At 68.0% G+C, this 21,467-nt stretch carries 31 protein-coding genes; 28 read left to right on the top strand and 3 right to left on the bottom strand.

Translation table 11 applies throughout. The features are described from left to right. The first annotated feature begins 71 nt into the window (after nt 1–71). The 14 genes from rpsJ to KV106_RS32825 all read left to right on the top strand — a co-directional run bounded on the left by rpsJ (nt 72) and on the right by KV106_RS32825 (nt 8,571). Nucleotides 72–386, top strand: a complete 315-nt coding sequence (gene rpsJ, locus KV106_RS32890) for a 30S ribosomal protein S10 (protein ID WP_057596142.1) — start codon at nt 72–74, stop codon at nt 384–386. A gap of 331 nt (nt 387–717) precedes the next feature. Further along, the gene (locus tag KV106_RS32885; protein WP_261215610.1) at nt 718–2,127 is read left to right on the top strand and encodes a carboxypeptidase-like regulatory domain-containing protein; all 1,410 of its coding nucleotides are present in this window, start codon (nt 718–720) and stop codon (nt 2,125–2,127) included. Nucleotides 2,128–2,141: 14 nt separating this feature from the next. After that, nucleotides 2,142–2,675 (top strand): hypothetical protein, encoded by a 534-nt coding sequence (locus tag KV106_RS32880; RefSeq protein ID WP_261215609.1) that lies wholly within the window; start codon nt 2,142–2,144, stop codon nt 2,673–2,675. Nucleotides 2,676–2,921: 246 nt separating this feature from the next. Beyond that, nucleotides 2,922–3,602 carry a 50S ribosomal protein L3 gene (rplC, locus tag KV106_RS32875; RefSeq protein WP_057596145.1) on the top strand — a complete coding sequence of 227 codons (681 nt, stop codon included), beginning with the start codon at nt 2,922–2,924 and terminating at the stop codon, nt 3,600–3,602. Next, entirely contained in the window at nt 3,602–4,222 is a 621-nt protein-coding gene (gene rplD / locus KV106_RS32870) for a 50S ribosomal protein L4 (protein ID WP_057596147.1), read from the top strand. Before rplC ends, rplD begins: the two co-directional genes overlap by 1 nt. Continuing rightward, nucleotides 4,219–4,554 (top strand): 50S ribosomal protein L23, encoded by a 336-nt coding sequence (rplW, locus tag KV106_RS32865; protein WP_057596149.1) that lies wholly within the window; start codon nt 4,219–4,221, stop codon nt 4,552–4,554. Before rplD ends, rplW begins: the two co-directional genes overlap by 4 nt. A gap of 2 nt (nt 4,555–4,556) precedes the next feature. Then, complete coding sequence (gene rplB, locus KV106_RS32860; RefSeq protein WP_057596151.1) at nt 4,557–5,381, top strand: 50S ribosomal protein L2; 825 nt, start codon at nt 4,557–4,559, stop codon at nt 5,379–5,381. Between the two features lie 10 nt (nt 5,382–5,391). Then, a complete protein-coding gene (gene rpsS, locus KV106_RS32855) occupies nt 5,392–5,670 on the top strand; it encodes a 30S ribosomal protein S19 (RefSeq protein ID WP_007838132.1) in 279 nt (92 codons plus the stop codon). A 9-nt stretch (nt 5,671–5,679) separates the two neighbouring features. Next, nucleotides 5,680–6,012 (top strand): 50S ribosomal protein L22, encoded by a 333-nt coding sequence (rplV, locus tag KV106_RS32850; RefSeq protein ID WP_019657678.1) that lies wholly within the window; start codon nt 5,680–5,682, stop codon nt 6,010–6,012. A 15-nt stretch (nt 6,013–6,027) separates the two neighbouring features. Then, a complete protein-coding gene (rpsC, locus tag KV106_RS32845) occupies nt 6,028–6,939 on the top strand; it encodes a 30S ribosomal protein S3 (protein WP_057596153.1) in 912 nt (303 codons plus the stop codon). 67 nt (nt 6,940–7,006) lie between these two features. Then, a complete protein-coding gene (gene rplP / locus KV106_RS32840; RefSeq protein ID WP_057596155.1) occupies nt 7,007–7,423 on the top strand; it encodes a 50S ribosomal protein L16 in 417 nt (138 codons plus the stop codon). Nucleotides 7,424–7,478: 55 nt separating this feature from the next. Further along, the gene (rpmC, locus tag KV106_RS32835) at nt 7,479–7,688 is read left to right on the top strand and encodes a 50S ribosomal protein L29 (RefSeq protein ID WP_057596180.1); all 210 of its coding nucleotides are present in this window, start codon (nt 7,479–7,481) and stop codon (nt 7,686–7,688) included. A 9-nt stretch (nt 7,689–7,697) separates the two neighbouring features. Next, nucleotides 7,698–7,967, top strand: coding sequence for a 30S ribosomal protein S17 (gene rpsQ / locus KV106_RS32830; protein WP_015867662.1), 270 nt, complete (start codon nt 7,698–7,700; stop codon nt 7,965–7,967). A 97-nt stretch (nt 7,968–8,064) separates the two neighbouring features. Next, the gene (locus KV106_RS32825; RefSeq protein ID WP_057596157.1) at nt 8,065–8,571 is read left to right on the top strand and encodes a peroxiredoxin; all 507 of its coding nucleotides are present in this window, start codon (nt 8,065–8,067) and stop codon (nt 8,569–8,571) included. Nucleotides 8,572–8,593: 22 nt separating this feature from the next. Here the strand turns inward: KV106_RS32825 and KV106_RS32820 are convergent, their stop codons facing one another. Both KV106_RS32820 and KV106_RS32815 read right to left on the bottom strand, forming a co-directional pair. Further along, nucleotides 8,594–9,181 carry a GNAT family N-acetyltransferase gene (locus KV106_RS32820; protein WP_261215582.1) on the bottom strand — a complete coding sequence of 196 codons (588 nt, stop codon included), beginning with the start codon at nt 9,179–9,181 and terminating at the stop codon, nt 8,594–8,596. Next, nucleotides 9,178–9,864, bottom strand: a complete 687-nt coding sequence (locus KV106_RS32815; protein ID WP_261215580.1) for a cytochrome b/b6 domain-containing protein — start codon at nt 9,862–9,864, stop codon at nt 9,178–9,180. The genes KV106_RS32820 and KV106_RS32815 overlap by 4 nt, the downstream gene beginning before the upstream one ends. 168 nt (nt 9,865–10,032) lie before the next feature. Here KV106_RS32815 and KV106_RS32810 point away from each other — a divergent pair, with 168 nt between their 5' ends. Continuing rightward, complete coding sequence (locus KV106_RS32810; RefSeq protein WP_057596160.1) at nt 10,033–10,479, top strand: c-type cytochrome; 447 nt, start codon at nt 10,033–10,035, stop codon at nt 10,477–10,479. A 75-nt stretch (nt 10,480–10,554) separates the two neighbouring features. Here KV106_RS32810 and KV106_RS32805 read toward each other — a convergent pair whose 3' ends face one another. Next, nucleotides 10,555–11,052 (bottom strand): TlpA family protein disulfide reductase, encoded by a 498-nt coding sequence (locus KV106_RS32805; protein ID WP_057596161.1) that lies wholly within the window; start codon nt 11,050–11,052, stop codon nt 10,555–10,557. A 103-nt stretch (nt 11,053–11,155) separates the two neighbouring features. Between KV106_RS32805 and KV106_RS32800 the strand changes: the two genes are divergently transcribed. The 13 genes from KV106_RS32800 to KV106_RS32740 all read left to right on the top strand — a co-directional run bounded on the left by KV106_RS32800 (nt 11,156) and on the right by KV106_RS32740 (nt 21,454). Further along, nucleotides 11,156–11,719 carry a hypothetical protein gene (locus KV106_RS32800; RefSeq protein ID WP_261215576.1) on the top strand — a complete coding sequence of 188 codons (564 nt, stop codon included), beginning with the start codon at nt 11,156–11,158 and terminating at the stop codon, nt 11,717–11,719. Nucleotides 11,720–11,870: 151 nt separating this feature from the next. Further along, nucleotides 11,871–12,326, top strand: a complete 456-nt coding sequence (locus KV106_RS32795; protein WP_057596163.1) for a PTS sugar transporter subunit IIA — start codon at nt 11,871–11,873, stop codon at nt 12,324–12,326. Then, entirely contained in the window at nt 12,295–12,564 is a 270-nt protein-coding gene (locus KV106_RS32790) for an HPr family phosphocarrier protein (protein WP_057596164.1), read from the top strand. Before KV106_RS32795 ends, KV106_RS32790 begins: the two co-directional genes overlap by 32 nt. Continuing rightward, nucleotides 12,561–14,357: a phosphoenolpyruvate--protein phosphotransferase gene (gene ptsP / locus KV106_RS32785; protein WP_057596165.1), complete on the top strand. Its 1,797-nt coding sequence runs from the start codon at nt 12,561–12,563 to the stop codon at nt 14,355–14,357. The genes KV106_RS32790 and ptsP overlap by 4 nt, the downstream gene beginning before the upstream one ends. Before the next feature lie 125 nt (nt 14,358–14,482). Beyond that, complete coding sequence (locus KV106_RS32780; protein ID WP_057596166.1) at nt 14,483–14,851, top strand: hypothetical protein; 369 nt, start codon at nt 14,483–14,485, stop codon at nt 14,849–14,851. Between the two features lie 177 nt (nt 14,852–15,028). After that, entirely contained in the window at nt 15,029–15,493 is a 465-nt protein-coding gene (locus KV106_RS32775; protein ID WP_261215571.1) for a Spy/CpxP family protein refolding chaperone, read from the top strand. An 84-nt stretch (nt 15,494–15,577) separates the two neighbouring features. After that, nucleotides 15,578–16,051: a DUF4260 domain-containing protein gene (locus KV106_RS32770; RefSeq protein WP_261215569.1), complete on the top strand. Its 474-nt coding sequence runs from the start codon at nt 15,578–15,580 to the stop codon at nt 16,049–16,051. Further along, nucleotides 16,045–16,443 carry a hypothetical protein gene (locus KV106_RS32765; protein WP_409976582.1) on the top strand — a complete coding sequence of 133 codons (399 nt, stop codon included), beginning with the start codon at nt 16,045–16,047 and terminating at the stop codon, nt 16,441–16,443. Before KV106_RS32770 ends, KV106_RS32765 begins: the two co-directional genes overlap by 7 nt. 38 nt (nt 16,444–16,481) lie before the next feature. Further along, nucleotides 16,482–17,177, top strand: a complete 696-nt coding sequence (locus KV106_RS32760; protein WP_057596169.1) for a response regulator transcription factor — start codon at nt 16,482–16,484, stop codon at nt 17,175–17,177. Continuing rightward, complete coding sequence (locus KV106_RS32755) at nt 17,174–18,580, top strand: HAMP domain-containing sensor histidine kinase (protein ID WP_057596170.1); 1,407 nt, start codon at nt 17,174–17,176, stop codon at nt 18,578–18,580. The genes KV106_RS32760 and KV106_RS32755 overlap by 4 nt, the downstream gene beginning before the upstream one ends. A gap of 107 nt (nt 18,581–18,687) precedes the next feature. Beyond that, a complete protein-coding gene (locus tag KV106_RS32750; protein WP_057596171.1) occupies nt 18,688–19,737 on the top strand; it encodes an NADP-dependent oxidoreductase in 1,050 nt (349 codons plus the stop codon). Nucleotides 19,738–19,936: 199 nt separating this feature from the next. Then, a complete protein-coding gene (locus KV106_RS32745; protein ID WP_057596172.1) occupies nt 19,937–20,476 on the top strand; it encodes a fimbrial protein in 540 nt (179 codons plus the stop codon). Nucleotides 20,477–20,728: 252 nt separating this feature from the next. Then, nucleotides 20,729–21,454 carry a fimbrial biogenesis chaperone gene (locus KV106_RS32740; protein ID WP_261215562.1) on the top strand — a complete coding sequence of 242 codons (726 nt, stop codon included), beginning with the start codon at nt 20,729–20,731 and terminating at the stop codon, nt 21,452–21,454. Nucleotides 21,455–21,467: the final 13 nt, after the last annotated feature.

Genomic DNA, 21,467 nt, shown 5'->3' with positions numbered 1-21,467 from the left:
GCGGCCGTACCGTGGGTTCGGGCGTCGTGGCCAAGATCCTCGACATCTAAGCCGAACGCAAAGGAAACACCATGGCAACCAAGCAAAAAATCCGCATCCGCCTGAAGGCGTTCGACTACAAGCTGATCGACCAATCGGCCGCCGAGATCGTTGACACCGCGAAGCGCACCGGCGCGATCGTCAAGGGCCCGGTGCCCCTGCCGACTCGCCTGAAGCGTTTCGACATCCTGCGCTCGCCGCACGTCAACAAGACCAGCCGCGACCAGCTCGAGATCCGCACGCACCAGCGCCTGATGGACATCGTCGACCCCACCGACAAGACCGTGGACGCGCTGATGAAGCTCGACCTGCCGGCCGGCGTCGACGTCGAGATCAAGCTGCAGTAAGCAGCATCGAACGAAGCCCGCTCGCGCGCCGAGCGCGGCATCGCTCCTCGAGGCCCGTTCACGGAAATGTGAGCGGGCCTTTGTCATTTGCGCGTCGTCTGTGGCATCCTCGCGCACCACCGGCCATCGATGCGTTGGCCGGAGCTGAATGAGGGCAGCACAAGCTATGAGCCACAGGATTCTTTCTGGTATCGGTTCGGCGTCGATTGCCGCGGCGCTCCTCGCGGGTTGCGGTGGAGGCGGTGGTGGTGGCGGCGGTGGAATCCCGATCGGTTTTCCGCCCCCGGTAATCGGTGGGGTCACGCTCAGCGGCAAGGCCACCTACGACTCGGTGCCCAACAACAGCGGGCCGCTGGTCTATTCGTCCACTGTCGCGAAGCCGGTGCGCGGCGCCTTCGTCGAGGTGCTCGATGCACTGTCGAACCAGGTCGCGGTGACGGCCACCGACGCCAACGGCAACTATTCGGTGTCGGTGCCGGCGAACAGCACGGTGAGCGTTCGTGTCCGAGCCCAGCTCCAGACCGCGGCATGGGACGTCAGCGTGCGGGACAACACCGGCGCCAACACACCGCTCTACTCGATGCAGTCGGCCGCCTTCGCGACCGGCTCCGCGGCGCTGACGCGCGACCTGCGCGCGGATTCGGGATGGGGCGGCTCGAGCTATACCGGGCCCCGCGTATCGGCACCGTTCGCGGTGCTCGATACGGTCTACACCTCGATGCTGAAGGTGCTGTCGGTGGCGCCCGCGACGAACTTCCCGCCGCTGAAGGTGTTCTGGAGCCCGAACAACGTGCCGAGCGGCGGCAGCCTCGCGCTCGGTCAGATCGGCAGCACCTTCTTCACCAACCGCAGCACCGGCCGCGAGATCTACGTGCTCGGCAAGGAGAACGTGGACACCGACGAGTTCGATGCGCCGGTGATCGCGCACGAGTGGGGGCACTACTACCAGTCGTCCTTCAGCCGGGACGATTCGGTCGGTGGATCGCACGACCTGAGCGACCGCCTCGATCGCCGCGTGGCCTTCTCCGAAGGCTGGGGCAACGGCTGGTCGGGCATTGCGCTCGGCCGCAGCAACTATGTCGATTCCCGCGGCGAAGGGCAGGTCGCGCCCGACGTCAGCGTGTCGGTCAACCTGGCGGCGGGGCCATCCAGCAATCCGGGCTGGTACCGCGAGCGCTCGATCCACTCGATCTTCTGGAATCTCAACCAGCAGGTGGGCTTCAAGCCGATCCACGATGCGATGACCAGCGCGCAGTTCAGGGGCGGCGCCGCCGTGACCTCGATCCATCCGTTCACCGCGGCCTTCAATGCGGCGGCGCCCGGCAGCGCGTCGGCATTGGCGGGCCTCCTGAGCGCGCAGAACATCAGCGCCGGTGCCAACGATCCGTTCGGCGAAGCCGAGGGCAACGGCGGTGGAACGCCGAGCGTGCCGAACGCACTGCCCCTGTACGGCAGCGCCGTGGTGGGCTCGCTCGCCAATGCCTGCGTCTCGACCGTGGCGGGACGCGGCAACAAACTGGGCAACTACGCCTACCTGCGCTTCGTGGCACCCACCACGCGCGAGTACCAGATCTCGGTGGCGTCGAGCGCGCCGACGGTGAATCCGGATTTCGCCGTGTTCCGCGCCGGCCAGATCCCGCGGTCGGGCAACAAGGTCAGCCTGCCGGCCGGCGAGTACGTGCTGGCCGTCACCGATCTCAACAGCTCGGGCGCGAACTGCATCAGCGTCGCGATCCAGTAAGAGGAATGATGGCCATGACGATTCGCTCGAACACACGGACCGCCGTCGCGGCGCTCTCGCTGGCGGTGCTGACGACCTGGGCGCTGGCCGACGGCACGCCGGACTCGCGCGTGCACAAGCGCGTGCCGCACAAGGCGGCGGCGGCACCCATGACCACGGCCGTGCAGAAGTCAAACGGCGCCGGTGTCGCGGTGCAGTACCGTGTCGACGGAGTGCCGCGGGCGGGGAGCGCCACGTCGGTGGTGCTGCAGTTCGACGACGTGACCGATCCGCAGGGCGCGTCGGTGCGCTTCACCGCGGACCCCGGCCTGACGCTGCGAAACGGCGCGCCGCTGACGCTTCCCGCCGGCCAACGCAGCACCGCGACGCTGTCGGTCATCGGCGAATCGGACGGGCTGCGCTACCTGAACGTGTTCGTGACCCAGGGCGGCGCGAGCAGCGCCATCTCGATCCCGATCCAGACCGGAGCGGCACCGTTGATGAAGACGCAGGGCGACACCCAGACCACCAAGGAAGGCGACAGCATCGTCACGATGCCCGCCAAATAGGCAAAAAGCGGCCTCCAGGAGCCGTTGCAGCCGCCCCGAAAGGGGCCTTTTCCAGCACTTGCAACCCGCGCAGGACGCGGGCTATAATCGCTGGCTCTGCCCTTGTTGCGTCCGCAAGGTACGTGCAGGTCGGAGATTTATCAACCTTCCCCCGTTGCCGCGAGTCGGTCATACGACTTCGGTCAAACGCTGTCGCCAATTGAAGTGGCAGCGGCGGGAGAAGCTTCCATTTTTTGGAGAAAACACATGAGTCTGAGCAACTCCCTCGGGTTGCTGGGCCGCAAGGTGGGGATGATGCGTCTCTTCACCGATGACGGGGACGCAGTTCCTGTCACGGTGGTGGATGTGTCGAACAACCGCGTGACCCAGATCAAGTCGCAAGAGACCGATGGCTACGTCGCACTGCAAGTGACGTTCGGTTCGCGCAAAGCATCGCGCGTGACCAAGCCCGAAGCCGGCCACCTCGCCAAGGCGGGTGTCGAAGCTGGCGAAATCATCCAGGAATTCCGCGTCACCGCAGATACCGCAGGTCAGCACCAGGCTGGCGGCGTGATCGCGGCCGGCAGCGTGTTCTCCGTGGGCCAGAAGGTGGACGTGCAAGGCACCTCCATCGGCAAGGGCTACGCCGGCACGATCAAGCGCCACAACATGAGCTCGCAGCGCGCGTCGCACGGTAACAGCCGTTCGCACAACGTGCCCGGCTCGATCGGCATGGCGCAGGATCCCGGTCGCGTGTTCCCCGGCAAGCGCATGACGGGCCACCTCGGCGACGTCACCCGCACGACGCAGAACCTGTCGGTGTTCCGCATCGACGAAGCGCGTCAACTGCTGCTCATCAAGGGCGCGATCCCGGGTTCGAAGGGTGGCTTCGTCACCGTGCGTCCCGCCGTCAAGGCCAAGCCGCAAGCGGCTGAAGGAGCGAAGTAATGGAACTCGAACTCCTGAACGAGCAAGGTCAGGCCGCGTCGAAGTACGACGCCCCCGAAACCGTGTTCGGCCGTGACTACAACGAAGACCTGGTCCACCAGATCGTCGTCGCATTCCAGGCCAACGCCCGCCAAGGCACGCGCGCCCAGAAGGACCGCGAACAGGTCAAGCACTCGACCAAGAAGCCTTTCAAGCAAAAGGGAACGGGCCGCGCCCGTGCCGGTATGACGTCCTCGCCGCTGTGGCGCGGGGGTGGCCGGATCTTCCCGAACATGCCTGACGAAAACTTCTCGCAGAAGATCAACAAGAAGATGTACCGCGCCGGCATGGCGTCCATCTTCTCGCAACTCGCTCGCGAAGGCCGTCTGGCCGTGGTCGATTCGATCAAGGTCGACTCGCCCAAGACCAAGCCGCTGGCTGCCCGCTTCAAGGCGATGAATCTCGACTCCGTGCTCGTGATCGCCGAAGAAGTCGACGAGAACCTTTACCTTGCCTCGCGCAACCTGGTGAACGTCCTCGTGGTCGAGCCGCGCTACGCAGACCCGGTGTCGCTGGTGCACTACAAGAAGGTGCTGGTCACCAAGGGTGCCGTCGACAAGCTCAAGGAGATGTTCGCATGAGCCGCGTGAACCCCACCCCTGCTCAACGTCAGTTCGACGAAGGCCGTCTCATGAACGTGCTGGTCGCCCCGATCGTGTCCGAAAAGGCCACGATGGTCGGCGAGAAGTCGAACGCTGTCACTTTCAAGGTGTTGCAAGACGCCACCAAGCCCGAGATCAAGGCCGCCGTCGAACTGATGTTCAAGGTCGAAGTCAAGGGCGTGTCGGTTGCCAACATCAAGGGCAAGACCAAGCGCTTCGGCAAGTCCGTCGGCCGCCGCGACCACGTTCGCAAGGCCTACGTCACGCTGAAGGCCGGTCAAGAGCTCAACCTCGTCGGGGAAGGCGCTTAATCATGGCCGTCATCAAGATGAAACCCACTTCGCCGGGCCAACGCGGCGCGGTGAAGATCTCGCGTGACCACCTGTACAAGGGTGCTCCGCTCGCATCCCTGCTGGAACCCCAGTTCCAGAAGGCCGGCCGCAACAACAACGGCCACATCACGACCCGTCACAAGGGCGGCGGTCACAAGCACCACTACCGCGTGGTGGACTTCCGTCGCAACAAGGACGGCATCCCGGCGAAGGTCGAGCGCATCGAGTACGACCCGAACCGCACCGCCCACATCGCGCTGGTCTGCTACGCCGACGGCGAGCGCCGCTACATCATCGCCCCGCGCGGTCTGGAAGCCGGTGCAACGCTGCTGTCGGGTTCGGAAGCTCCGATCCGCGCCGGCAACACGCTGCCGATCCGCAACATTCCGGTGGGTTCGACGATCCACTGCATCGAACTGCAGCCCGGCAAGGGCGCGCAGATCGCCCGCTCGGCCGGTACCTCGGCCACGCTGCTGGCCCGTGAAGGCGTCTACGCCCAGGTCCGCATGCGTTCGGGCGAAGTCCGCCGCATTCACATCGAATGCCGCGCGACCATCGGTGAAGTGGCCAACGAAGAACACAGCCTGCGCCAGCTCGGCAAGGCCGGTGTGAAGCGCTGGATGGGTATCCGCCCGACCGTTCGCGGCGTGGTGATGAACCCGGTCGACCACCCGCACGGTGGTGGCGAAGGCAAGACCGGCGAAGGCCGTCACCCTGTCGACCCGTGGGGCAACCTGACCAAGGGTTACCGTACCCGTAACAACAAGCGCACGCAGGTCTTCATCGTGTCGCGCCGCAAGAAGTAAGGGATAGCAAATGACTCGCTCTCTCAAAAAGGGTCCGTTTGTTGACCATCACCTCGTTGCCAAGGCCGACAAGGCCGTGACGACGAAGGACAAGAAGCCGATCAAGACCTGGTCGCGCCGCTCGATGGTCCTGCCCGAATTCATCGGCCTGACCATTGCCGTGCACAACGGCAAGCAGCACGTGCCCGTGTACATCACCGACCAGATGGTCGGCCACAAGCTCGGCGAATTTGCGCTCACGCGCACGTTCAAGGGGCACCCCGCGGACAAGAAAGTCCAGAAGAAGTAAGGAACGACCATGTCTGAAACACGTGCAGTCCTCCGCGGTGTCCGCCTCTCGGTCGACAAGGGCCGTCTGGTCGCCGACCTGATCCGCGGCAAGAAGGTCGATCAAGCGCTCAACATCCTGCAATTCACGCAGAAGAAGGCCGCTGTGATCGTCAAGAAGGTGCTCGAGTCGGCCATCGCCAACGCGGAGCACAACGACGGTGCCGACATCGACGAACTGAAGGTCAAGACCATCTACGTCGAACAGGGCGCCACGCTCAAGCGCTTCACGGCGCGCGCCAAGGGTCGCGGCAATCGCATCAGCAAGCCCACGTGCCATGTGTACGTGACGGTTGGCAACTAAGAGCCTGGAAGAAATATGGGACAGAAAATCCATCCGACCGGCTTCCGTCTGGCGGTTACCCGTAACTGGTCCAGCCGCTGGTACGCCAGCGACCGCGATTTCGCGGGCATGCTGGCCGAAGACATCAAGGTTCGCGAATACCTGAAGAAGAAGCTGAAGAACGCTTCGGTGTCGCGCGTCCTGATCGAGCGTCCCGCCAAGAACGCCCGCATCACGATCTACTCGGCTCGTCCGGGCGTCGTGATCGGCAAGAAGGGCGAAGACATCGAGAACCTCAAGCGCGAACTGGGCCGCCAGCTCGGCGTGCCGGTGGCAGTGAACATCGAGGAAGTGCGCAAGCCCGAAATCGATGCCCAGCTGATCGCCGACAGCATCACGCAGCAGCTCGAAAAGCGGATCATGTTCCGCCGCGCCATGAAGCGTGCCATGCAGAACGCCATGCGTCTGGGTGCCCAGGGCATCAAGATCATGTCGGCCGGCCGCCTGAACGGCATCGAAATCGCTCGTACCGAGTGGTACCGCGAAGGTCGCGTGCCGCTTCACACGCTGCGCGCCGACATCGACTACGGCACCTCGGAAGCCAAGACCACCTACGGCGTCATCGGCGTCAAGGTGTGGGTCTACAAGGGCGACACCCTGGGCCGCAACGACCTGCCCGCCGTCGAGACCCCGCGTCCCGAGGAAGAGCGTCGTCCGCGTGGTCCGCGCCGCGATGGCCGCCCGGGTGGCGACCGTCCGGGCGGTGACCGCCGCGGCGGCCCGCGTGCCGGTGCCCGTGGCCCGATCGGTGGCAACACCGCTCCCGCCGACGGCAGCGACAAGCCCGCAGAAGCAACCGGCGGTGCCGGTGCAGACTCGAAACCCGCCGTTAAGCGCGTCCGCAAAGCCGCGCCCGCTGCAGCAGCGGACGGTGCCAAGACCGAGTAATCGGTCTGTAGCCCCGGGTGTGCATTCGCACTGAAAGCCCGGGGCAGTCCTCACGGAGTAACAAGACATGCTGCAACCTGCACGCAGAAAGTTCCGCAAGGAACAAAAGGGCCGCAACACCGGCGTCGCCACCCGGGGCAACTCGGTGGCCTTCGGTGACTTCGGTCTGAAATGCACCGACCGCGGCCGCCTCACGGCGCGCCAGATCGAAGCCGCTCGCCGCGCGATTTCGCGTCACGTGAAGCGCGGTGGCCGTATCTGGATCCGCGTGTTCCCCGACAAGCCGATCTCGACCAAGCCCGCAGAAGTGCGGATGGGTAACGGCAAGGGCAACCCCGAGTACTACGTCGCCGAGATCCAGCCCGGCAAGATCGTGTTCGAGATCGTCGGCGTGCCCGAAGAACTCGCCCGCGAAGCCTTCCGCCTGGCCGCTGCCAAGCTGCCGCTGCGCACGACGTTCGTCTCGCGCCAGCTCGGCGCCTGAGAGGAGAACATCCATGGCAACACGTAAGAAGAAAGAAGCCGCGGCTCCGGCCAAGGTGAGCAAGGCAGCAGCACTGCGCGAGAAGGACGTCGCCGGTCTGCAAGCCGAAATCAAGGATCTGCAGAAGGCCCATTTCGGCCTGCGCATGCAGAAAGCCACGCAACAGCTGTCGAACACCTCGACGCTGCGCGTGACGCGTCGCGACATCGCGCGCGCCAAGACCGTTCTTGCTCAGAAGCAGCAAGAAACCCAAGCCGCCAAGTAAGGAGTGAACATGACGGAAGCTAAAAAATCCCTCAAGCGCACCTTGATCGGCAAGGTGGTCAGCGACAAGCGTGCCAAGACCGTGACCGTGCTGGTCGAGCGCCGTGTGAAGCACGAGCTCTACGGCAAGATCGTGGCGAAGACGAGCAAGTACCACGCCCATGACGAAAAGGGCGAGTACAAGCTGGGCGACACCATCGAGATCACGGAAAGCCGTCCGATCTCGAAGACCAAGAACTGGGTCGTGACCCGTCTGGTCGAGAAGGCCGTCCTGGTCTGATCCCCCTCGGGTAAGCCGGCTCCGCGAGGCAGCCGGCAGTCCATCGCGAAACGGCCCACAATGTGGGCCGTTTTTCTTTTTCCAGGAGCACTTTCAAATGATCAAAGTCGGCGACACCCTTCCCTCGGCCACCCTGCAGGAGTATTCCGAAGTCGAGGGCGAAGGCTGCAGCATTGGCCCGAACCCCGTCGACGTGAGCAAGGCAACGGCCGGCAAGACGATCGCGCTGTTCGCGCTGCCGGGCGCCTTCACGCCCACCTGCTCGGCCAAGCACGTGCCCGGCTATGTGCAGCACTTCGACGACTTCAAGGCCGCGGGCGTGGACGAGATCTGGTGCGTGAGCGTGAACGACGCCTTCGTGATGGGCGCCTGGGCGCGCGACCAGAAGACCGGCGCCAAGGTGCGCATGCTGGCCGACGGCAGCGCAGACTTCGCCAAGGCCACCGGCCTCACGCTGGACCTCACGGGCCGTGGCATGGGCCTGCGCAGCAACCGCTACTCGATGCTCGTGAAGGACGGCAAGGTCGCGACGCTCAATGTCGAGGCACCGGGCAAGTTCGAGGTCAGCAACGCCGAGACGCTGCTGGCGCAAGCCAAGGGCTGAAGCGGCGAAGCCGGGGCGACGCCTACAGGTCCACCTTCAGGTAGTGCGCCCCCGCGATGGGGTTGTGATAGAAGGGCGGCACCTCGGCGAAGCCCAGGTCCTCGTAGAGGGCACGCGCCGACTCCATCTCGTCGAGCGTGTCGAGCAGCACGCAGCCGTAGCCCGCGCCACGCGCCGCGTCGAGGATCGCCTCGGCGAGCTGGCGGCCCAGCCCCAGGCCGCGAAAGCCCGGGCGCACGTACAGGCGCTTCATCTCCGCCGCATTCACGTAGTCCGCGCTGTCGAGCGGCCGCAGCGCGCAGCAGCCGGCCACGTGCGCGAGCCGGCCATCGGCGCGCACCAGCGTGGGCGTGGCGCGGCCGGCCTCGTCCCTGACGTGCGCCGGATCGACCAGCGCCAGCAGCAGCGTGCCGCGCGGCTCGACGTATTCGCCCGGCAGCGCGGCCAGTTCCTGGTCGAAATTCTGGAAATCGAGATCGATGCCCAGCGAGGCGGCGTAGTCGCGGAAGATGAGGCGCGCGGCCTCGAGTTCGTGGGCCTCGTCGGGCGTGAGCAGCACGACGGCCGGCGTGTCCGACAGCGGCAGGGGGCGTGAGACGGATGAGCTCATGCGCGCAACGACGAAACCCAGTACGCGACGCCCGCGCACAGCAGCGCGAGCACCAGCGCGAAGCCGCGCGACGCGGCGTCGTCGCGGCTGCCGGCGGCAGCGATGTGCTTGTCGCCCGAGAGCATCGGAGCGACCAGCCGGTGGCGCTTCACCAGCACGTAGAACAGCACCGCGAGCACGTGCAGGCTCGCGAGCGCGATCACGATCCACTTGCCCTGCGTGCTGTGCCAGCCCGTGGCCAGGCTCACGAGATCGCCCGAGACGAAGCGCGTGAGCGGCCCCGCGGCCGAGATCTCGTCGTCGGCCACGAGGCCGGTGGCCACCTGCAGCGCCAGGATCGCGAGCACCGCGAACACCGACAGCGCGCCCAGCGGCGTGTGGCCGATCAGGTGGTCGGGATGGGCGCGGCCGCGCAGGTAGGCGAGGAGCGAGCCCGGCGCGTAGACGAAGGCCGCGAAGCGCGACCAGCGTCCGCCGACGAAACCCCAGACCAGCCGGAACAGCAGCAGCGCGAGCACCGTGTAGCCGAGGCGGAAGTGCCATTCCATGACGCCGCCGAGGCCGGTGGCGATCAGCCCGATCACGGCGGCGGCCAGGGCCCAGTGGAACAGCCGGGTCGGCAGGTCCCAGACGCGTGTTCGGGTGGCCTGGCGGGACGCCGCGGCCGCGGGGGAGTCGGTCATCGAAGGAGGGGGGAGCGCAAGGCTGCGGAAGGCGCAGATTAGCAAAGTCCGGGCCGTCCGCTCCATCGGGTTGTTGCTATGCGCGCCGGCCGGCCTGCCCCTACACTGCCGCGCAGGTGCCGCGCCCGACGGCATCACCCACGATTTCCCCACGTCAGGAGGACCCCGATGATCCGACTCGCCACCTTCGCGCTGGCCGCCGCCTGCGCCGCCACCACCCTGCCGGCCGCGGCCCAGTTCGCGAAGCCTGAAGACGCCATCAAGTACCGCCAGAGCGCGCTGTTCGTCATGTCGCAGCACTTCGGCCGCCTGGGCGCCATGGCCAATGGCCGCGCGCCCTACGACGCGGCCGCCGCCGCGGCCAATGCCGAGGTGGTGGCCGACATGGCGAAGCTGCCCTGGGCCGGCTTCGGCGCCGGCACCGAGGGCGGCAAGGCCAAGCCCGAGGTCTGGAAGGAAGCGCCGAAGTTCAAGGAGCACCAGGACAAGCTGATCGCCGAGACCGGCAAGCTGCTGGTGGCCGCCAAGGCCGGCAACATCGATGCGCTCAAGGCCCAGTTCGGTCCGACCGCCGCGAGCTGCAAGGCTTGCCACGACAGCTTCCGCGACCGCTGATCCGCCATCGCTTGCCCCAACGAAAAGGCGCTGCCCGGTCACGGGCAGCGCCTTTTTGGCGGGCAGGAGGAGGGCTCAGGCCTCGGCCAGCAGCTTCTCGATCAGCTTGTGCAGCTCGGCGAAATCGGGTTCGCCCACGTAGCGCTTGACGATCTGGCCCTGCTTGTTCACGAGGTAGGTGGTCGGCGTGAGCTTCACGTCGCCCCAGGCCTGCGCCACGCTGCCGGTGTTGTCGATCGCCACCTTGAACGGCAGCTTGCGGGTTTCGGCGAAATTGACGACGTAGCTCGGCGGGTCGTAGCTCATGGCCACCGCCAGCGTGTCGTAGCCGCGCGCCTTGTACTTGTCGTAGGTGGCGATCACCTTGGGCATCTCGCCGACGCAGGTCACGCAGCTCGTGGCCCAGAAGTTGACCAGCGTGACCTTGCCCTTGAGGTCCTCGGTGCTCTTCTTCGTGCCGTCGAGCAGCACGAAGGTCGAGGCGGGCGCCGCGGTGGTGCCCGAGCCGAGGTACACCCCCACGCCGGTGGCCAGGGCGACGGCAACGGCGGCTGCGATAACGTACTTTTTCATGGCTGCTGACTGAGTGGGGCGGCGCGATTCTAGTTCCGTGCGTCCGAACGTGCAGGCGCGCGCGACAGTCTCCGTGGAACGGTGGATCGATAATCCGATCCCCATGCCGCTGCCCACCTCCCGTCTTCGCCGCCGTGCGCGCGCCGCCTGCGCCGCCGCCGCGGTCCTCGCGCTCGCGGCCTGCAGCCCGACCTTCAACTGGCGCGAAGTCCCGGTGGCCGAGGCCGGCCTGGTCGCGCTGCTGCCCTGCAAGGCCGACCGCGCCACCCGCGCGCAGCCGCTGGGCGCCGAATCGGTGCAGGTCGACATGGCCGGCTGCGAGGCCGGCGGTGCCACCTTCGCGATCGCGCATGCCACCGCCGCCGATACCGCCCAGGCCGAGAGCTGGCTGCGCGCCTGGCAGCTCGCCACGCGCGAGCAGCTGCAGGGCGCGGCCACCACCGAGGCGCCCGCCACGGTGCCGCGCGCCGCCCCCGTGCCCGCGCCGCTGCGGCTCGACGCGCCGGCCACGCCCACGGGGCAGCCGCTGCAGGTGCTGTGGTTCGCCCAGGCCGAGACCCGCTCGACGCCCCCGGGCGCCGTGTCGCTCTACCAGGCGATGGTGCTGGGCCGGCCCTCGTCGGGCGAGGCCGCCAAGACCTTCTTCGAAGGACTGCGGCTGCCATGAGCCGCGCGCGGCGACGGTTTCGATCGTGCGTCGCTGCCGCGCGCCGCGGCGTCCGTTGCGCAATGGCCAAGCTTGCGGGCTGGCGCGTTATGTCGTCTATCTACTTCCTCCGGGCGCCCCCGCATAATCGAAGCGCCGTCCCCCGAGCCGCATGAACAGCATCCTCATCATTGCCCATTCGCCGTTCGCACAAGCGTTGCGGAAGTGCGCGCTGCATGTGTTTCCCGACAGCGAGAACGCCATCGTCGCGCTCGACGTGCTGCCCAACGTGCCGCCCGAGGAAACCCTGGCGGCCGCGCGCATCACGCTCGCGCAGCAGCTCAACGGGCCGCGCGTGCAGGTGCTGGTGCTGGCCGACGTGTTCGGCGCCACGCCCTGCAACGTGGCGCAGAAGCTGGTGGACGGCGTGCGCTCGCGGCTCGTGGCGGGCGTCAATCTTCCGATGCTGCTGCGCGCCGTGACCTACCGGCACGAGCCGCTCGACGTGCTCGTGCAGCGCGCCATCACTGGCGGCACTTCGGGCGTGATGCAAGTGGCGGTGGCGGCACCGCAGAACCAGGCCAAGAGAAAGCACAGTGATCAAGAAATCCGTGACCATCAGCAATAAGCTGGGACTGCATGCGCGCGCATCGGCCAAGCTGACCAAGCTCGCCGGCAGCTTCCCCTGCGAGGTGTGGCTCTCGCGCGGTGACCGCCGCATCAACGCCAAGAGCATCATGGGCGTGATGATGCTGGCCGCCGGGCTCGGCTCGACCGTCGAGCTCGAGACCAACGGGCCGCAGGAAGAAGAAGCGATGAACGCCATCGTCCAGCTCATGGACGACAAGTTCGGCGAGGGCGAATGACCTTCGCAGTCCACGGCCTCCCCGTCGCCCGTGGCATCGCCATCGGCCGCGCGGTGCTGGTGGTGTCGAGCCGCATCGACGTGGCCCACTACTTCATCAAGCCCGAGGAGATCGAGACCGAGATCGACCGGGTGCGCATCGCGCGCAACGAGGTGGCCGAGGAACTCGCCAAGCTGCAGACCAGCGTCGCGCAGATGGGGCCCAACGACGCGCCGCACGAACTCGCGGCGCTGCTCGAGGTGCACCAGCTGCTGCTGCAGGACGAGGCGCTGACCGGCGGCGTCAAGCACTGGATCACCGAGCGGCTCTACAACGCCGAATGGGCGCTGACCACGCAGCTGGAGATCGTCGCGCGCCAGTTCGACGAGATGGAGGACGAGTACCTGCGCGAGCGCAAGGCCGACCTCGAGCAGGTGGTGGAGCGGCTGCTGCACCGCATGAAGGGAACGGCCGCGGTGCTGGCACCGAGCCCGCCGCGGCGCAAGCGCGCCTCGTCCGACGAGGACGACGACCTCACCGCGGGCGACGGCATCGACGTGCCGCTGGTGCTGATCGCGCACGACCTCTCGCCGGCCGACATGCTGCAGTTCAAGAAGAGCGTGTTCGCCGGCTTCGTCACCGACGTCGGCGGACGCACCTCGCACACCGCGATCGTGGCGCGCAGCATGGACGTGCCGGCCGTGGTCGGCGCGCGCACCGCGAGCCAGCTGGTGCGGCAGGACGACTGGGTCATCATCGACGGCGATGCCGGCGTGATGATCATCGATCCCTCGCCGATCATCCTGGCCGAGTACGGCTTCAAGCAGCGCCAGGGCGACCTCGAGCGCGGGCGCCTTGCGCGGCTGCGCCACAAGCCGGCCGTCACGCTCGACGGCCAGCGCGTCGAGCTGCTCGCCAACATCGAGATGCCAGAGGACACGGTGGGCGCGATGAAGGCCGGCGCGGTCGGCGTGGGCCTGTTCCGCAGCGAGTTCCTGTTCATGGGCCGCGAGTCGTCGGCGCGCCAGACCCGGCTGCCCGACGAGGAGGAGCAGTACCAGGCCTACAAGCGCGCGGTCGAGGGCATGCAGGGCATGCCGGTCACCATCCGCACCATCGACGTGGGCGCCGACAAGCCGCTGGACAACAAGTCCGCCAACAAGCAGGAGCACCTGAACCCCGCGCTCGGCCTGCGCGCCATCCGCTGGAGCCTGGCCGATCCCGCGATGTTCCTCACGCAGTTGCGCGCCATCCTGCGCGCGGCCGCGCACGGCGAGATCCACCTGCTGATCCCGATGCTCGCGCATGCGAGCGAGATCCGCCAGACGCTGGCGCTGCTCGCGCTCGCGCGCACCGAGCTCGACAACCGCGGCGCGGTGCACGGCCAGGTGAAGCTCGGTGCCATGATCGAGATCCCGGCCGCGGCGCTCACGCTGCGCACCTTCCTGAAGCACTTCGACTTCCTCTCGATCGGCACCAACGACCTGATCCAGTACACGCTGGCGATCGACCGCGCCGACGAGTCGGTGGCGCATCTCTACGACCCGGCCCATCCGGCGGTGCTCAAGCTGGTGGCCGACACCATCGCGGAGTGCCGGCGCCAGGGCAAGGCCGTGGCGGTGTGCGGCGAGATGGCGGGCGACGTGGCCTTCACGCGGCTGCTGCTGGGCCTGGGGCTGCGCAGCTTCTCGATGCATCCCTCTCGCATCCTCGCGGTCAAGCAGGAGGTGCTGCGCGCCGACACGAGCAAGCTCGAGGCCTGGGCGCGCTCGGTGGTCGACTCGGACGATCCCGCCACCATGCTCGCGGGCTGAGCGCCGCGCGCGCTTCAAGCCCGCCGCAATAAAACGAAACACGCCGAAACCGCAGCGAAAGGACTTGCCGCGCGCCGGCAAGCACGATCAGGCCTTCTCTTCACCAACCCTGAAAGGCCCGATCCATGAAGCTCTCCCTGACCCAGGCTGTCGCCGTCGCCTCCTTCGCCATGCTCGCCGCCGCGGGCGCCAAGGCCGAAAGCTATGACGGCGTGCACCAGGCCGTGTCGGCCAAGACCCGCGCCGAGATCAACGAGGAAGCCGTGCGCGCCGCCGCGGCACCGAACCAGAACGTGACGCGCGGCTCGCGCGGTCCCGAGACCGTGGCGCGCTCCACCGACCGTGCCAGCGTGGTGGCCGAGGCAGTGCGCACCGCGGCCGCGCCCGACCAGAACGTGAGCTCGGGTTCGCGCGTCAACAGCAAGGTGATCTCGACGCTGCAGAACCCGGTGGACGCACGCGCCGCCGCCTCGCGCGACGCCAGCAAGCTCTGAGCGACACGGCCCTTCGCGCCCCCGGAAGCAAGCGACGCATCGGCGTCGCTTTTTCGTTTCGGCCCTCCCGCCTCGCGCCGCAATAAAACGAAACACGCCGATACCGCGGTGAAAGGACGCGAAGCCGCCCCGAAAGCACCATCGAGCTTCCTCCTCCAACACACACAAGGACCCGTCATGAAACACTGGATCAAACGCACGCTCTTCGGTTTTGCCGGGCTCGCCGTGGTGGCCGGCAGCGTCGCCGGCTGCGCCGGCCATCGCCACGGCTGGAACGGCGACAGCGCCGAGTTCCGCGCCAAGATGGTCGAGCGCGTGGGCAGCAAGCTCGACCTCGATGCAGCGCAGAAGCAGAAGCTCACCGTGCTGGCCGAGAAGCTGCAGGCGCAGCGCCAGGCCCTGCGCGGCGCCGACGGCTCGGGCGACCCGCGTTCGCAGTTCCGCGCCCTGTTCGCCGGCAACAAGCTCGACCAGGCCGGCGCCACGCGCCTGGTCGACGAGAAGACCGCGGCGCTGCGCAGCGGCAGCCCCGAGATCATCGCCGCGGCGGCCGACTTCTTCGACCACCTGAACCCCGCGCAGCAGCAGAAGGTGCGCGAGTTCATGGAGCGCGGCGGACGCCGCTGGAGCCGCCAAGGCTGATGCACCGGCGGCCCCGACCCTCGGCCGGGGCCGCATTCCCATCCTTTCCGGGGCCCGGCGCCCTCCACCTGATGCGAGCACACCATGAAGACCATCGAACCGAACCTGGCCGACCTGATCGCGCTGCGGCGCCAGGCCGCGCGCCGCGCGAGCGATGCCGCGACCGATGCGCAGGAAGGCGCCGCGACCGGCGGCGTGCGCACCACGCTGCGGCTCGAGGCGCTGGCCGTGCTGGCGGGCGCGCTGATCGCCTACGACCGCACCGGCAGCGGCTGGGGCCTGTTCGCGCTGCTGTTCCTGCTGCCCGACCTGTCGATGCTCGGCTACCTGGCCAATGCACGCATCGGCGCGCGGGTCTACAACCTCGCGCACTCGTACCTGGTGCCGCTGGGCATCGGCGCGCTGGGCCTGCTGGTGGCGCTGCCCTTCGCGCTGCCGCTGGCACTGGTCTGGGCCGCGCACATCGCGTTCGACCGGACGCTGGGCTTCGGCCTCAAGTACGAGGCGGGCTTCGGCTTCACGCACCTGGGCCGCGTCGGAAGGCAGGACCCATGGTGAGCGCGCGTCCCGACGATGTCGTGCGGCCCGTGCTGCGCCCCGCCGTCGCGCGCACCTGGCTGCTGGCCGAGGCGCTCGCGCTCGGCACTGCCTCGGCCGTGCACGCGGGCCGGCTGATCCCCGGCTTCGCGCATGCGCAGGCGCGCACGGCCGAGGCCGTGATCGCGCTGGTGCTGGTGGGTGCCGCGGCCGCGAGCTGGCTGCGCCCGGCCTGGACGCGCTGGTTCGCGATCCGTGCCCAGGGCTTCGCGCTGCTCGGCACGCTGGTGGGCCTGTTCACCATCGCGATCGGCATCGGGCCGCAGACCGTGCCCGATGTCGCCTATCACCTGGTCCTGCTCGCCGCGCTCGCGGCCGGCCTCGTCGTGGCGGTGCGATGCCGGGCGGGTTGATCATCAGCCAGCTCCTGGCCAGGAGGCACAATCCGCCCATGCCGCGCATCCTGCTGATCGACGACGACGAGCATCTCGGCGCGCCGCTGGCGAGCTACTTCGCGCGCTTCGGCTGCACGCTCGAGAGCGCCGTGCGGCCCAGCGAAGGCCTGGCGCGGCTGCGCGCCGAGAGCTTCGACGCCGCCATCCTCGACGTCATGCTGCCCGAGATGGACGGCTTCGCGCTGTGCCGCGAGATCCGCAAGGAAAGCGACATCCCGATCGTGATGCTGACCGCGCGCGGCGAGGTGATGGACCGCGTGGTCGGCCTCGAGCTCGGTGCCGACGACTACGTGCCCAAGCCCTTCGAGCCGCGCGAGCTGGTGGCGCGCGTGCAGACCATCCTGCGGCGCCAGCGCGTCGCGCCGCCCGCGGCGGCCGCGTCGCAGCAGCGCGTGTTCGACGGCCTGGCGATCGACCTCGACCGGCGCCTGGTGCTGCGTCAGGGCGAGCGCGTCGACCTCACCGGCACCGAGTTCGAGCTGCTGGCGCTGCTGGCGGCCGAGCCCGGCAAGGTGTTCAGCCGCGACGACATCCTCAACCGGCTGCGCGGCCACGAGGCCGAGCTCTACACGCGCGCGGTCGACATCGTGGTGAGCCGCCTGCGCAAGAAGCTCGAGCCGCTGGACTGCATCAAGACGCTGCGCAACGCGGGCTACGCGCTGGCCGTGGCGCCCGGCGAGCCTTCTTCATGAACTTCCGCCGCAGGGAACGCCGCGATCGCGAGGGCGCGTGGCACGCCTTCGCCTGCCGCCGTGACGAGCTGCACCGGCAGTGGCATGCGCAGTGGCACGAGAAGGTGCAGGGCAAGCGCCGCTGGCGCCGCTCGCTGCGCATCCGGCTGGTGATGATGTTCGTGCTGCTCGCGGTGGTCATGACCGGCGTGTTCCTCGCGGGCATGAAGAAGTCCTTCTCCACCGGCTGGGCCGAGGCCGCGCAGCCGATGCTGGTCGACTACGCCGACCGGCTGGTGGCCGAGCTCGGCACGCCGCCCGACGTGTCGCGCGCGCAGGCGCTGGTCGACCGCCTGCCGATCACCATCCGCATCGTGGGGCCGACCGTCAACTGGGATTCCAATCCCGGCGAGCACGGCACGCGCGGCGGCTGGATGCGCGACCACGACGAATCGATGTGGGGCGACAAGTGGTTCATCCGGCCCACGGCCGACGGCCACCGCGTGATCTTCGGCTGGGCGCCGCGGCTGTGGCAGATCGCGCCGCGCGCGGCCGGCTGGGCCACGCTGAGCCTGCTGCTGCTGCTCGTGGTGCTGGGCTATGCCTACGTGAGCCGGCTGCTGCGGCCGCTGATCGACATCCGCGAGGGCGCGCAGCGCTTCGGCCGCGGCGACTTCGAGCGACCGATCCCGGTGCGGCGCAACGACGACATCGGCGACCTCGCGGAACACATCAACACCATGGCCCACGACATCCAGGCCATGCTCGATGCCAAGCGCGGCCTGCTGCTGGCGCTGAGCCACGAGCTGCGCTCGCCGCTCACGCGCGCGCGGCTCAATGCCGAACTGCTGCCGTCCACGGCCGAAGGCCGGGCCGAGCGCGAGGCGCTGCTGCGCGATCTCAACGAGATGCGCGACCTGATCAGCGACCTGCTCGAGAGCGAACGGCTCGCGAGCCCGCACGCGGCGCTGCAGCGCGAGCGCATCGACCTCGCGGCGCTGGTGCGCGAGACCGTGGCCGAGATGCCGGCCGCGCGCGAGGTCCACCTCGACCTCGCCGAGGGCCTGCCGGCCCATTCGGTGGATCGCATGCGCATCCGCCTGCTGGTGCGCAACCTGCTGGACAACGCGCTGCGCTACAGCACCGAGGCGCCGCGTCCGCCGAGCGTGTCGGTGCGCGCCGTGCTCGAGGGCCAGGCGCAGGGCGTGGAGATCGAGGTGCGCGACTTCGGCCCGGGCGTGGACGAGGCGCAGCTCGAGCGGCTGACCGAGGCCTTCTACCGCACCGACGGCGCGCGCCAGCGCGCCACCGGCGGCGTCGGCCTGGGCATGTACCTGTGCCGGCTGATCGCCGAGGCGCACGGCGGCAGCCTGCGGGTGCGCAATGCCTCGCCGGGGCTGCAGATCGTGGTGCGGCTGGGCTGAGCGCGGGCCTGGCTGTCGCCTGCGCTACGCGCTGCCTGGAGCGGCGCGGCTAGCATGCGCCGCATCCGCCACACCGGGGCGCGGGCCCCATCTCCAGGAGACGCTTCATGACCGACACCACCGCACTCGTCAACCACCAGGTCCGCCTTGCCAAGCGTCCCGAGGGCGCCGCCACGCGCGAGCACTGGAGCTTCGGCAGCGAGCCCGTGGCCCAGCCGGCCGAGGGCGGCGTGCTGGTCAAGACGCTGTCGCTGTCGCTCGACCCGGCCATGCGCGGCTGGCTCAACGACGCCAAGAGCTACATCCCGCCGGTCGAGATCGGCGCCGTGATGCGCGCCGGCGGCATCGGCCGCGTCATCGCCTCGAAGAACCCGCAGTTCGCGGTCGGCGACACCGTCTACGGCACGCTCAACGTGCAGGAATACATGCTGATCCCGCAGGAGGAGATCAAGCGCAACGGCCTGGTGAAGATCGACCTGCGCGTGGGCAGCATCACCCAGTGGCTCAACGTGCTGGGCATGCCCGGCATGACCGGCTACTTCGGCCTGATGGACGTGGGCCAGCCCAAGGCCGGCGAGACCGTCGTGATCTCGGGCGCCGCCGGCGCGGTCGGCCAGACCGTGGGCCAGCTGGCCAAGATCAAGGGCTGCCGCGTGGTCGGCATCGCGGGCGGCGAGGCCAAGTGCGACTGGGTGGTCAAGGAGCTGGGCTTCGACGCCTGCATCGACTACAAGGCCGGCGCCGCCGCCGTGCGCGACGGCCTCAAGCAGCACTGCCCCAAGGGCGTGGACATCTACTTCGACAACGTCGGCGGCGAGATCCTCGACCTCGTGCTGGCGCGCATCGCGCGCAAGGCCCGCATCATCATCTGCGGCGCCATCAGCCAGTACAACAACGCCAACAGCATGCCTGCGGCCGGCCCGCGCAACTACCTGAGCCTGCTGGTGAACCGGGCCCGCATGGAAGGCATCGTGGTGTTCGACTACGCCGACCGCTATCCCGTGGCCATTGCCGAATTGGCCGGCTACCTGAAAGATGGGCGTATGAAGAGCAAGGAAGACATCGTGCAGGGCCTCGATACCTTCCCCGAGGCCCTGAACCGGCTCTTCAGCGGCGCCAACTTCGGCAAGCTGGTCCTGCAGGTGGCGACCGAGTGATGACAGCTGGGTAGTATTTGGCAAAACTTTCGTATCGAAAAGTTCGCGATTGGCTTTAGTTCACAAACAGTTAGTTAACAATGTCAACCACTGTCAACTGAGGCCAAATGCACTTCTTCTCCTAGGAATTGATTAATAGACTGCGCTCTGCCTTGTAAAGGCATGTAGTCCTTTTGTTAACAATCCCCAGGGAATTCAGATGCGTAAAAGTTTCTTCAAGCTGGCGGCTCTGGCCGCTGTTGCCGGTGCGCTGTCTCAAGGCGCGATGGCTGCCGACGGCACCATCAACTTCACGGGCGAAATCGTCGATGCGCCCTGCTCGATCTCGCCGAACAGCCAGAACATGACCGTGCCGCTGGGCAAGGTCGCGCGTACGGTGCTCGACGGCGGCAAGGGCAAGAAGGCCACGCCGTCGAAGTTCACGATCGACCTGCTCGGCTGCGGCGCCACCGCCAAGGGCGCGACCGTGTCGTTCACCGGCACGCCCGACCTCGACGACGCCACCACCCTGCGCCTGGCGAATGCCGGCCAGGTCGGCGTGACCACCGCTTCGGGCGTGGCCATCGAGCTCGGCGATTCCGCCGCCACCAAGATTCCGCTCGGCTCGGAATCGGCGCAGTACGTTCTGGGCCAGGGCGACAACGCCCTGAAGTTCCAGGCCGTGTACGTGTCGACCAAGGACACCGTGACGGTCGGTCCGGCCAACTCGGTGGCCCAGTTCACGGTCAACTACAAGTAAGCCACTGACGCGGGATCCGGCCCCTGCCATCGCGCAGGCGCCGGCCGGATTCCGCTCCGGACCGACGCGGCGCGGCGACCTCGCGTGGGCGCGCCGCGTTGGCCGGTTTTTTCCATCACCCGTCTTTTTTCCGCCGGTGCGCCGCGTGCGCCGCCGTGCTGGGGTGCGCCCGGACGCCAGCGTCCACCGCACCGAGGAACCCGTCGTATGTGCAGCAAGAATCGAATTCGTTGGACCCTGGGCATCGTGGCGATGCTCTGCCTTCAATGGCCGGCCGCGGCGGGCGTGATGCTCGGTGGCACGCGCGTCATCCTGGGCGAGAAGGACCGCGAAGCCTCGATTCCGGTGAAGAACACCGGCACCTCGCCCTACGTGGTCCAGGCCTGGATCGACGCCGGCGAAGGCAAGAACAAGACCCCGATGCTGGTCACGCCGCCGCTGTCGCGGCTCGATCCCGGCATGGAGAACATCCTGCGCATCATGCGCGTGGCGGGCGAGCTGCCCGCCGACCGCGAGTCGGTGTTCTGGCTCAACGTGAAGGAGATCCCCGAGCGCTCGAAGGACGAGAACGTGCTGCAGATCGCGGTGCGCAGCCGCATCAAGCTGTTCTACCGGCCCAGCGGCCTGGGCGGCAAGTCCGAGGAGGCCCGCGCGCAACTGCAGTGGGCGGTGGCCGGCGGCGCGCAGGGCGCGGTGCTTCGGATCGGCAACCCGACGCCCTACCACGTGACCTTCACCGGTCTCAAGATCAACGGCGGCCAGCAGGACATCAACGCCGACATGGTGCCGCCCTTCGGAGAGTCGGTATATCCGCTGACCGCGGTGAAGGCGCCGCAGGCGATCCAGGTCAACTTCACCACGCTCAACGACTACGGCGGCGAGACGCCCGAGGAACTGGTGCGCGTGCCCGCGGGCGATGCGCCGGTGGCCGTGAAGGCCGAGGTCGTTCCGGTCGCGGCGGACGGCGCGAAGCGCTGAGGAAGGCGAGCCG

Source organism: Variovorax endophyticus (assembly GCF_025376855.1).
Lineage (GTDB): Bacteria > Pseudomonadota > Gammaproteobacteria > Burkholderiales > Burkholderiaceae_C > Variovorax.
Note: the sequence above shows the minus strand (reverse complement) of the source record. Positions and strands in the feature narration are given on the sequence as shown.

Excerpts from the sequence above, each read along its gene's own strand:
- KV106_RS32750 (WP_057596171.1), top strand. The coding sequence starts at position 18,688 with ATGACCGACACCACCGCACTCGTCAACCACCAGGTCCGCCTTGCCAAG.
- KV106_RS32825 (WP_057596157.1), top strand. The coding sequence starts at position 8,065 with ATGATCAAAGTCGGCGACACCCTTCCCTCGGCCACCCTGCAGGAGTAT.
- KV106_RS32775 (WP_261215571.1), top strand. The coding sequence starts at position 15,029 with ATGAAACACTGGATCAAACGCACGCTCTTCGGTTTTGCCGGGCTCGCC.
- rpsS (WP_007838132.1), top strand. The coding sequence starts at position 5,392 with ATGACTCGCTCTCTCAAAAAGGGTCCGTTTGTTGACCATCACCTCGTT.
- KV106_RS32770 (WP_261215569.1), top strand. The coding sequence starts at position 15,578 with ATGAAGACCATCGAACCGAACCTGGCCGACCTGATCGCGCTGCGGCGC.
- KV106_RS32740 (WP_261215562.1), top strand. The coding sequence starts at position 20,729 with ATGCTCTGCCTTCAATGGCCGGCCGCGGCGGGCGTGATGCTCGGTGGC.
- KV106_RS32760 (WP_057596169.1), top strand. The coding sequence starts at position 16,482 with ATGCCGCGCATCCTGCTGATCGACGACGACGAGCATCTCGGCGCGCCG.
- ptsP (WP_057596165.1), top strand. The coding sequence starts at position 12,561 with ATGACCTTCGCAGTCCACGGCCTCCCCGTCGCCCGTGGCATCGCCATC.
- KV106_RS32765 (WP_409976582.1), top strand. The coding sequence starts at position 16,045 with ATGGTGAGCGCGCGTCCCGACGATGTCGTGCGGCCCGTGCTGCGCCCC.
- rpsC (WP_057596153.1), top strand. The coding sequence starts at position 6,028 with ATGGGACAGAAAATCCATCCGACCGGCTTCCGTCTGGCGGTTACCCGT.
- rplW (WP_057596149.1), top strand. The coding sequence starts at position 4,219 with ATGAGCCGCGTGAACCCCACCCCTGCTCAACGTCAGTTCGACGAAGGC.
- KV106_RS32780 (WP_057596166.1), top strand. The coding sequence starts at position 14,483 with ATGAAGCTCTCCCTGACCCAGGCTGTCGCCGTCGCCTCCTTCGCCATG.
- KV106_RS32755 (WP_057596170.1), top strand. The coding sequence starts at position 17,174 with ATGAACTTCCGCCGCAGGGAACGCCGCGATCGCGAGGGCGCGTGGCAC.
- KV106_RS32810 (WP_057596160.1), top strand. The coding sequence starts at position 10,033 with ATGATCCGACTCGCCACCTTCGCGCTGGCCGCCGCCTGCGCCGCCACC.
- rpsJ (WP_057596142.1), top strand. The coding sequence starts at position 72 with ATGGCAACCAAGCAAAAAATCCGCATCCGCCTGAAGGCGTTCGACTAC.
- KV106_RS32805 (WP_057596161.1), bottom strand. The coding sequence starts at position 11,052 with ATGAAAAAGTACGTTATCGCAGCCGCCGTTGCCGTCGCCCTGGCCACC.
- rpsQ (WP_015867662.1), top strand. The coding sequence starts at position 7,698 with ATGACGGAAGCTAAAAAATCCCTCAAGCGCACCTTGATCGGCAAGGTG.
- KV106_RS32820 (WP_261215582.1), bottom strand. The coding sequence starts at position 9,181 with ATGAGCTCATCCGTCTCACGCCCCCTGCCGCTGTCGGACACGCCGGCC.
- KV106_RS32745 (WP_057596172.1), top strand. The coding sequence starts at position 19,937 with ATGCGTAAAAGTTTCTTCAAGCTGGCGGCTCTGGCCGCTGTTGCCGGT.
- rplC (WP_057596145.1), top strand. The coding sequence starts at position 2,922 with ATGAGTCTGAGCAACTCCCTCGGGTTGCTGGGCCGCAAGGTGGGGATG.
- rplP (WP_057596155.1), top strand. The coding sequence starts at position 7,007 with ATGCTGCAACCTGCACGCAGAAAGTTCCGCAAGGAACAAAAGGGCCGC.
- rplD (WP_057596147.1), top strand. The coding sequence starts at position 3,602 with ATGGAACTCGAACTCCTGAACGAGCAAGGTCAGGCCGCGTCGAAGTAC.
- KV106_RS32815 (WP_261215580.1), bottom strand. The coding sequence starts at position 9,864 with ATGACCGACTCCCCCGCGGCCGCGGCGTCCCGCCAGGCCACCCGAACA.
- KV106_RS32880 (WP_261215609.1), top strand. The coding sequence starts at position 2,142 with ATGACGATTCGCTCGAACACACGGACCGCCGTCGCGGCGCTCTCGCTG.
- KV106_RS32800 (WP_261215576.1), top strand. The coding sequence starts at position 11,156 with ATGCCGCTGCCCACCTCCCGTCTTCGCCGCCGTGCGCGCGCCGCCTGC.
- rplV (WP_019657678.1), top strand. The coding sequence starts at position 5,680 with ATGTCTGAAACACGTGCAGTCCTCCGCGGTGTCCGCCTCTCGGTCGAC.
- KV106_RS32795 (WP_057596163.1), top strand. The coding sequence starts at position 11,871 with ATGAACAGCATCCTCATCATTGCCCATTCGCCGTTCGCACAAGCGTTG.
- rplB (WP_057596151.1), top strand. The coding sequence starts at position 4,557 with ATGGCCGTCATCAAGATGAAACCCACTTCGCCGGGCCAACGCGGCGCG.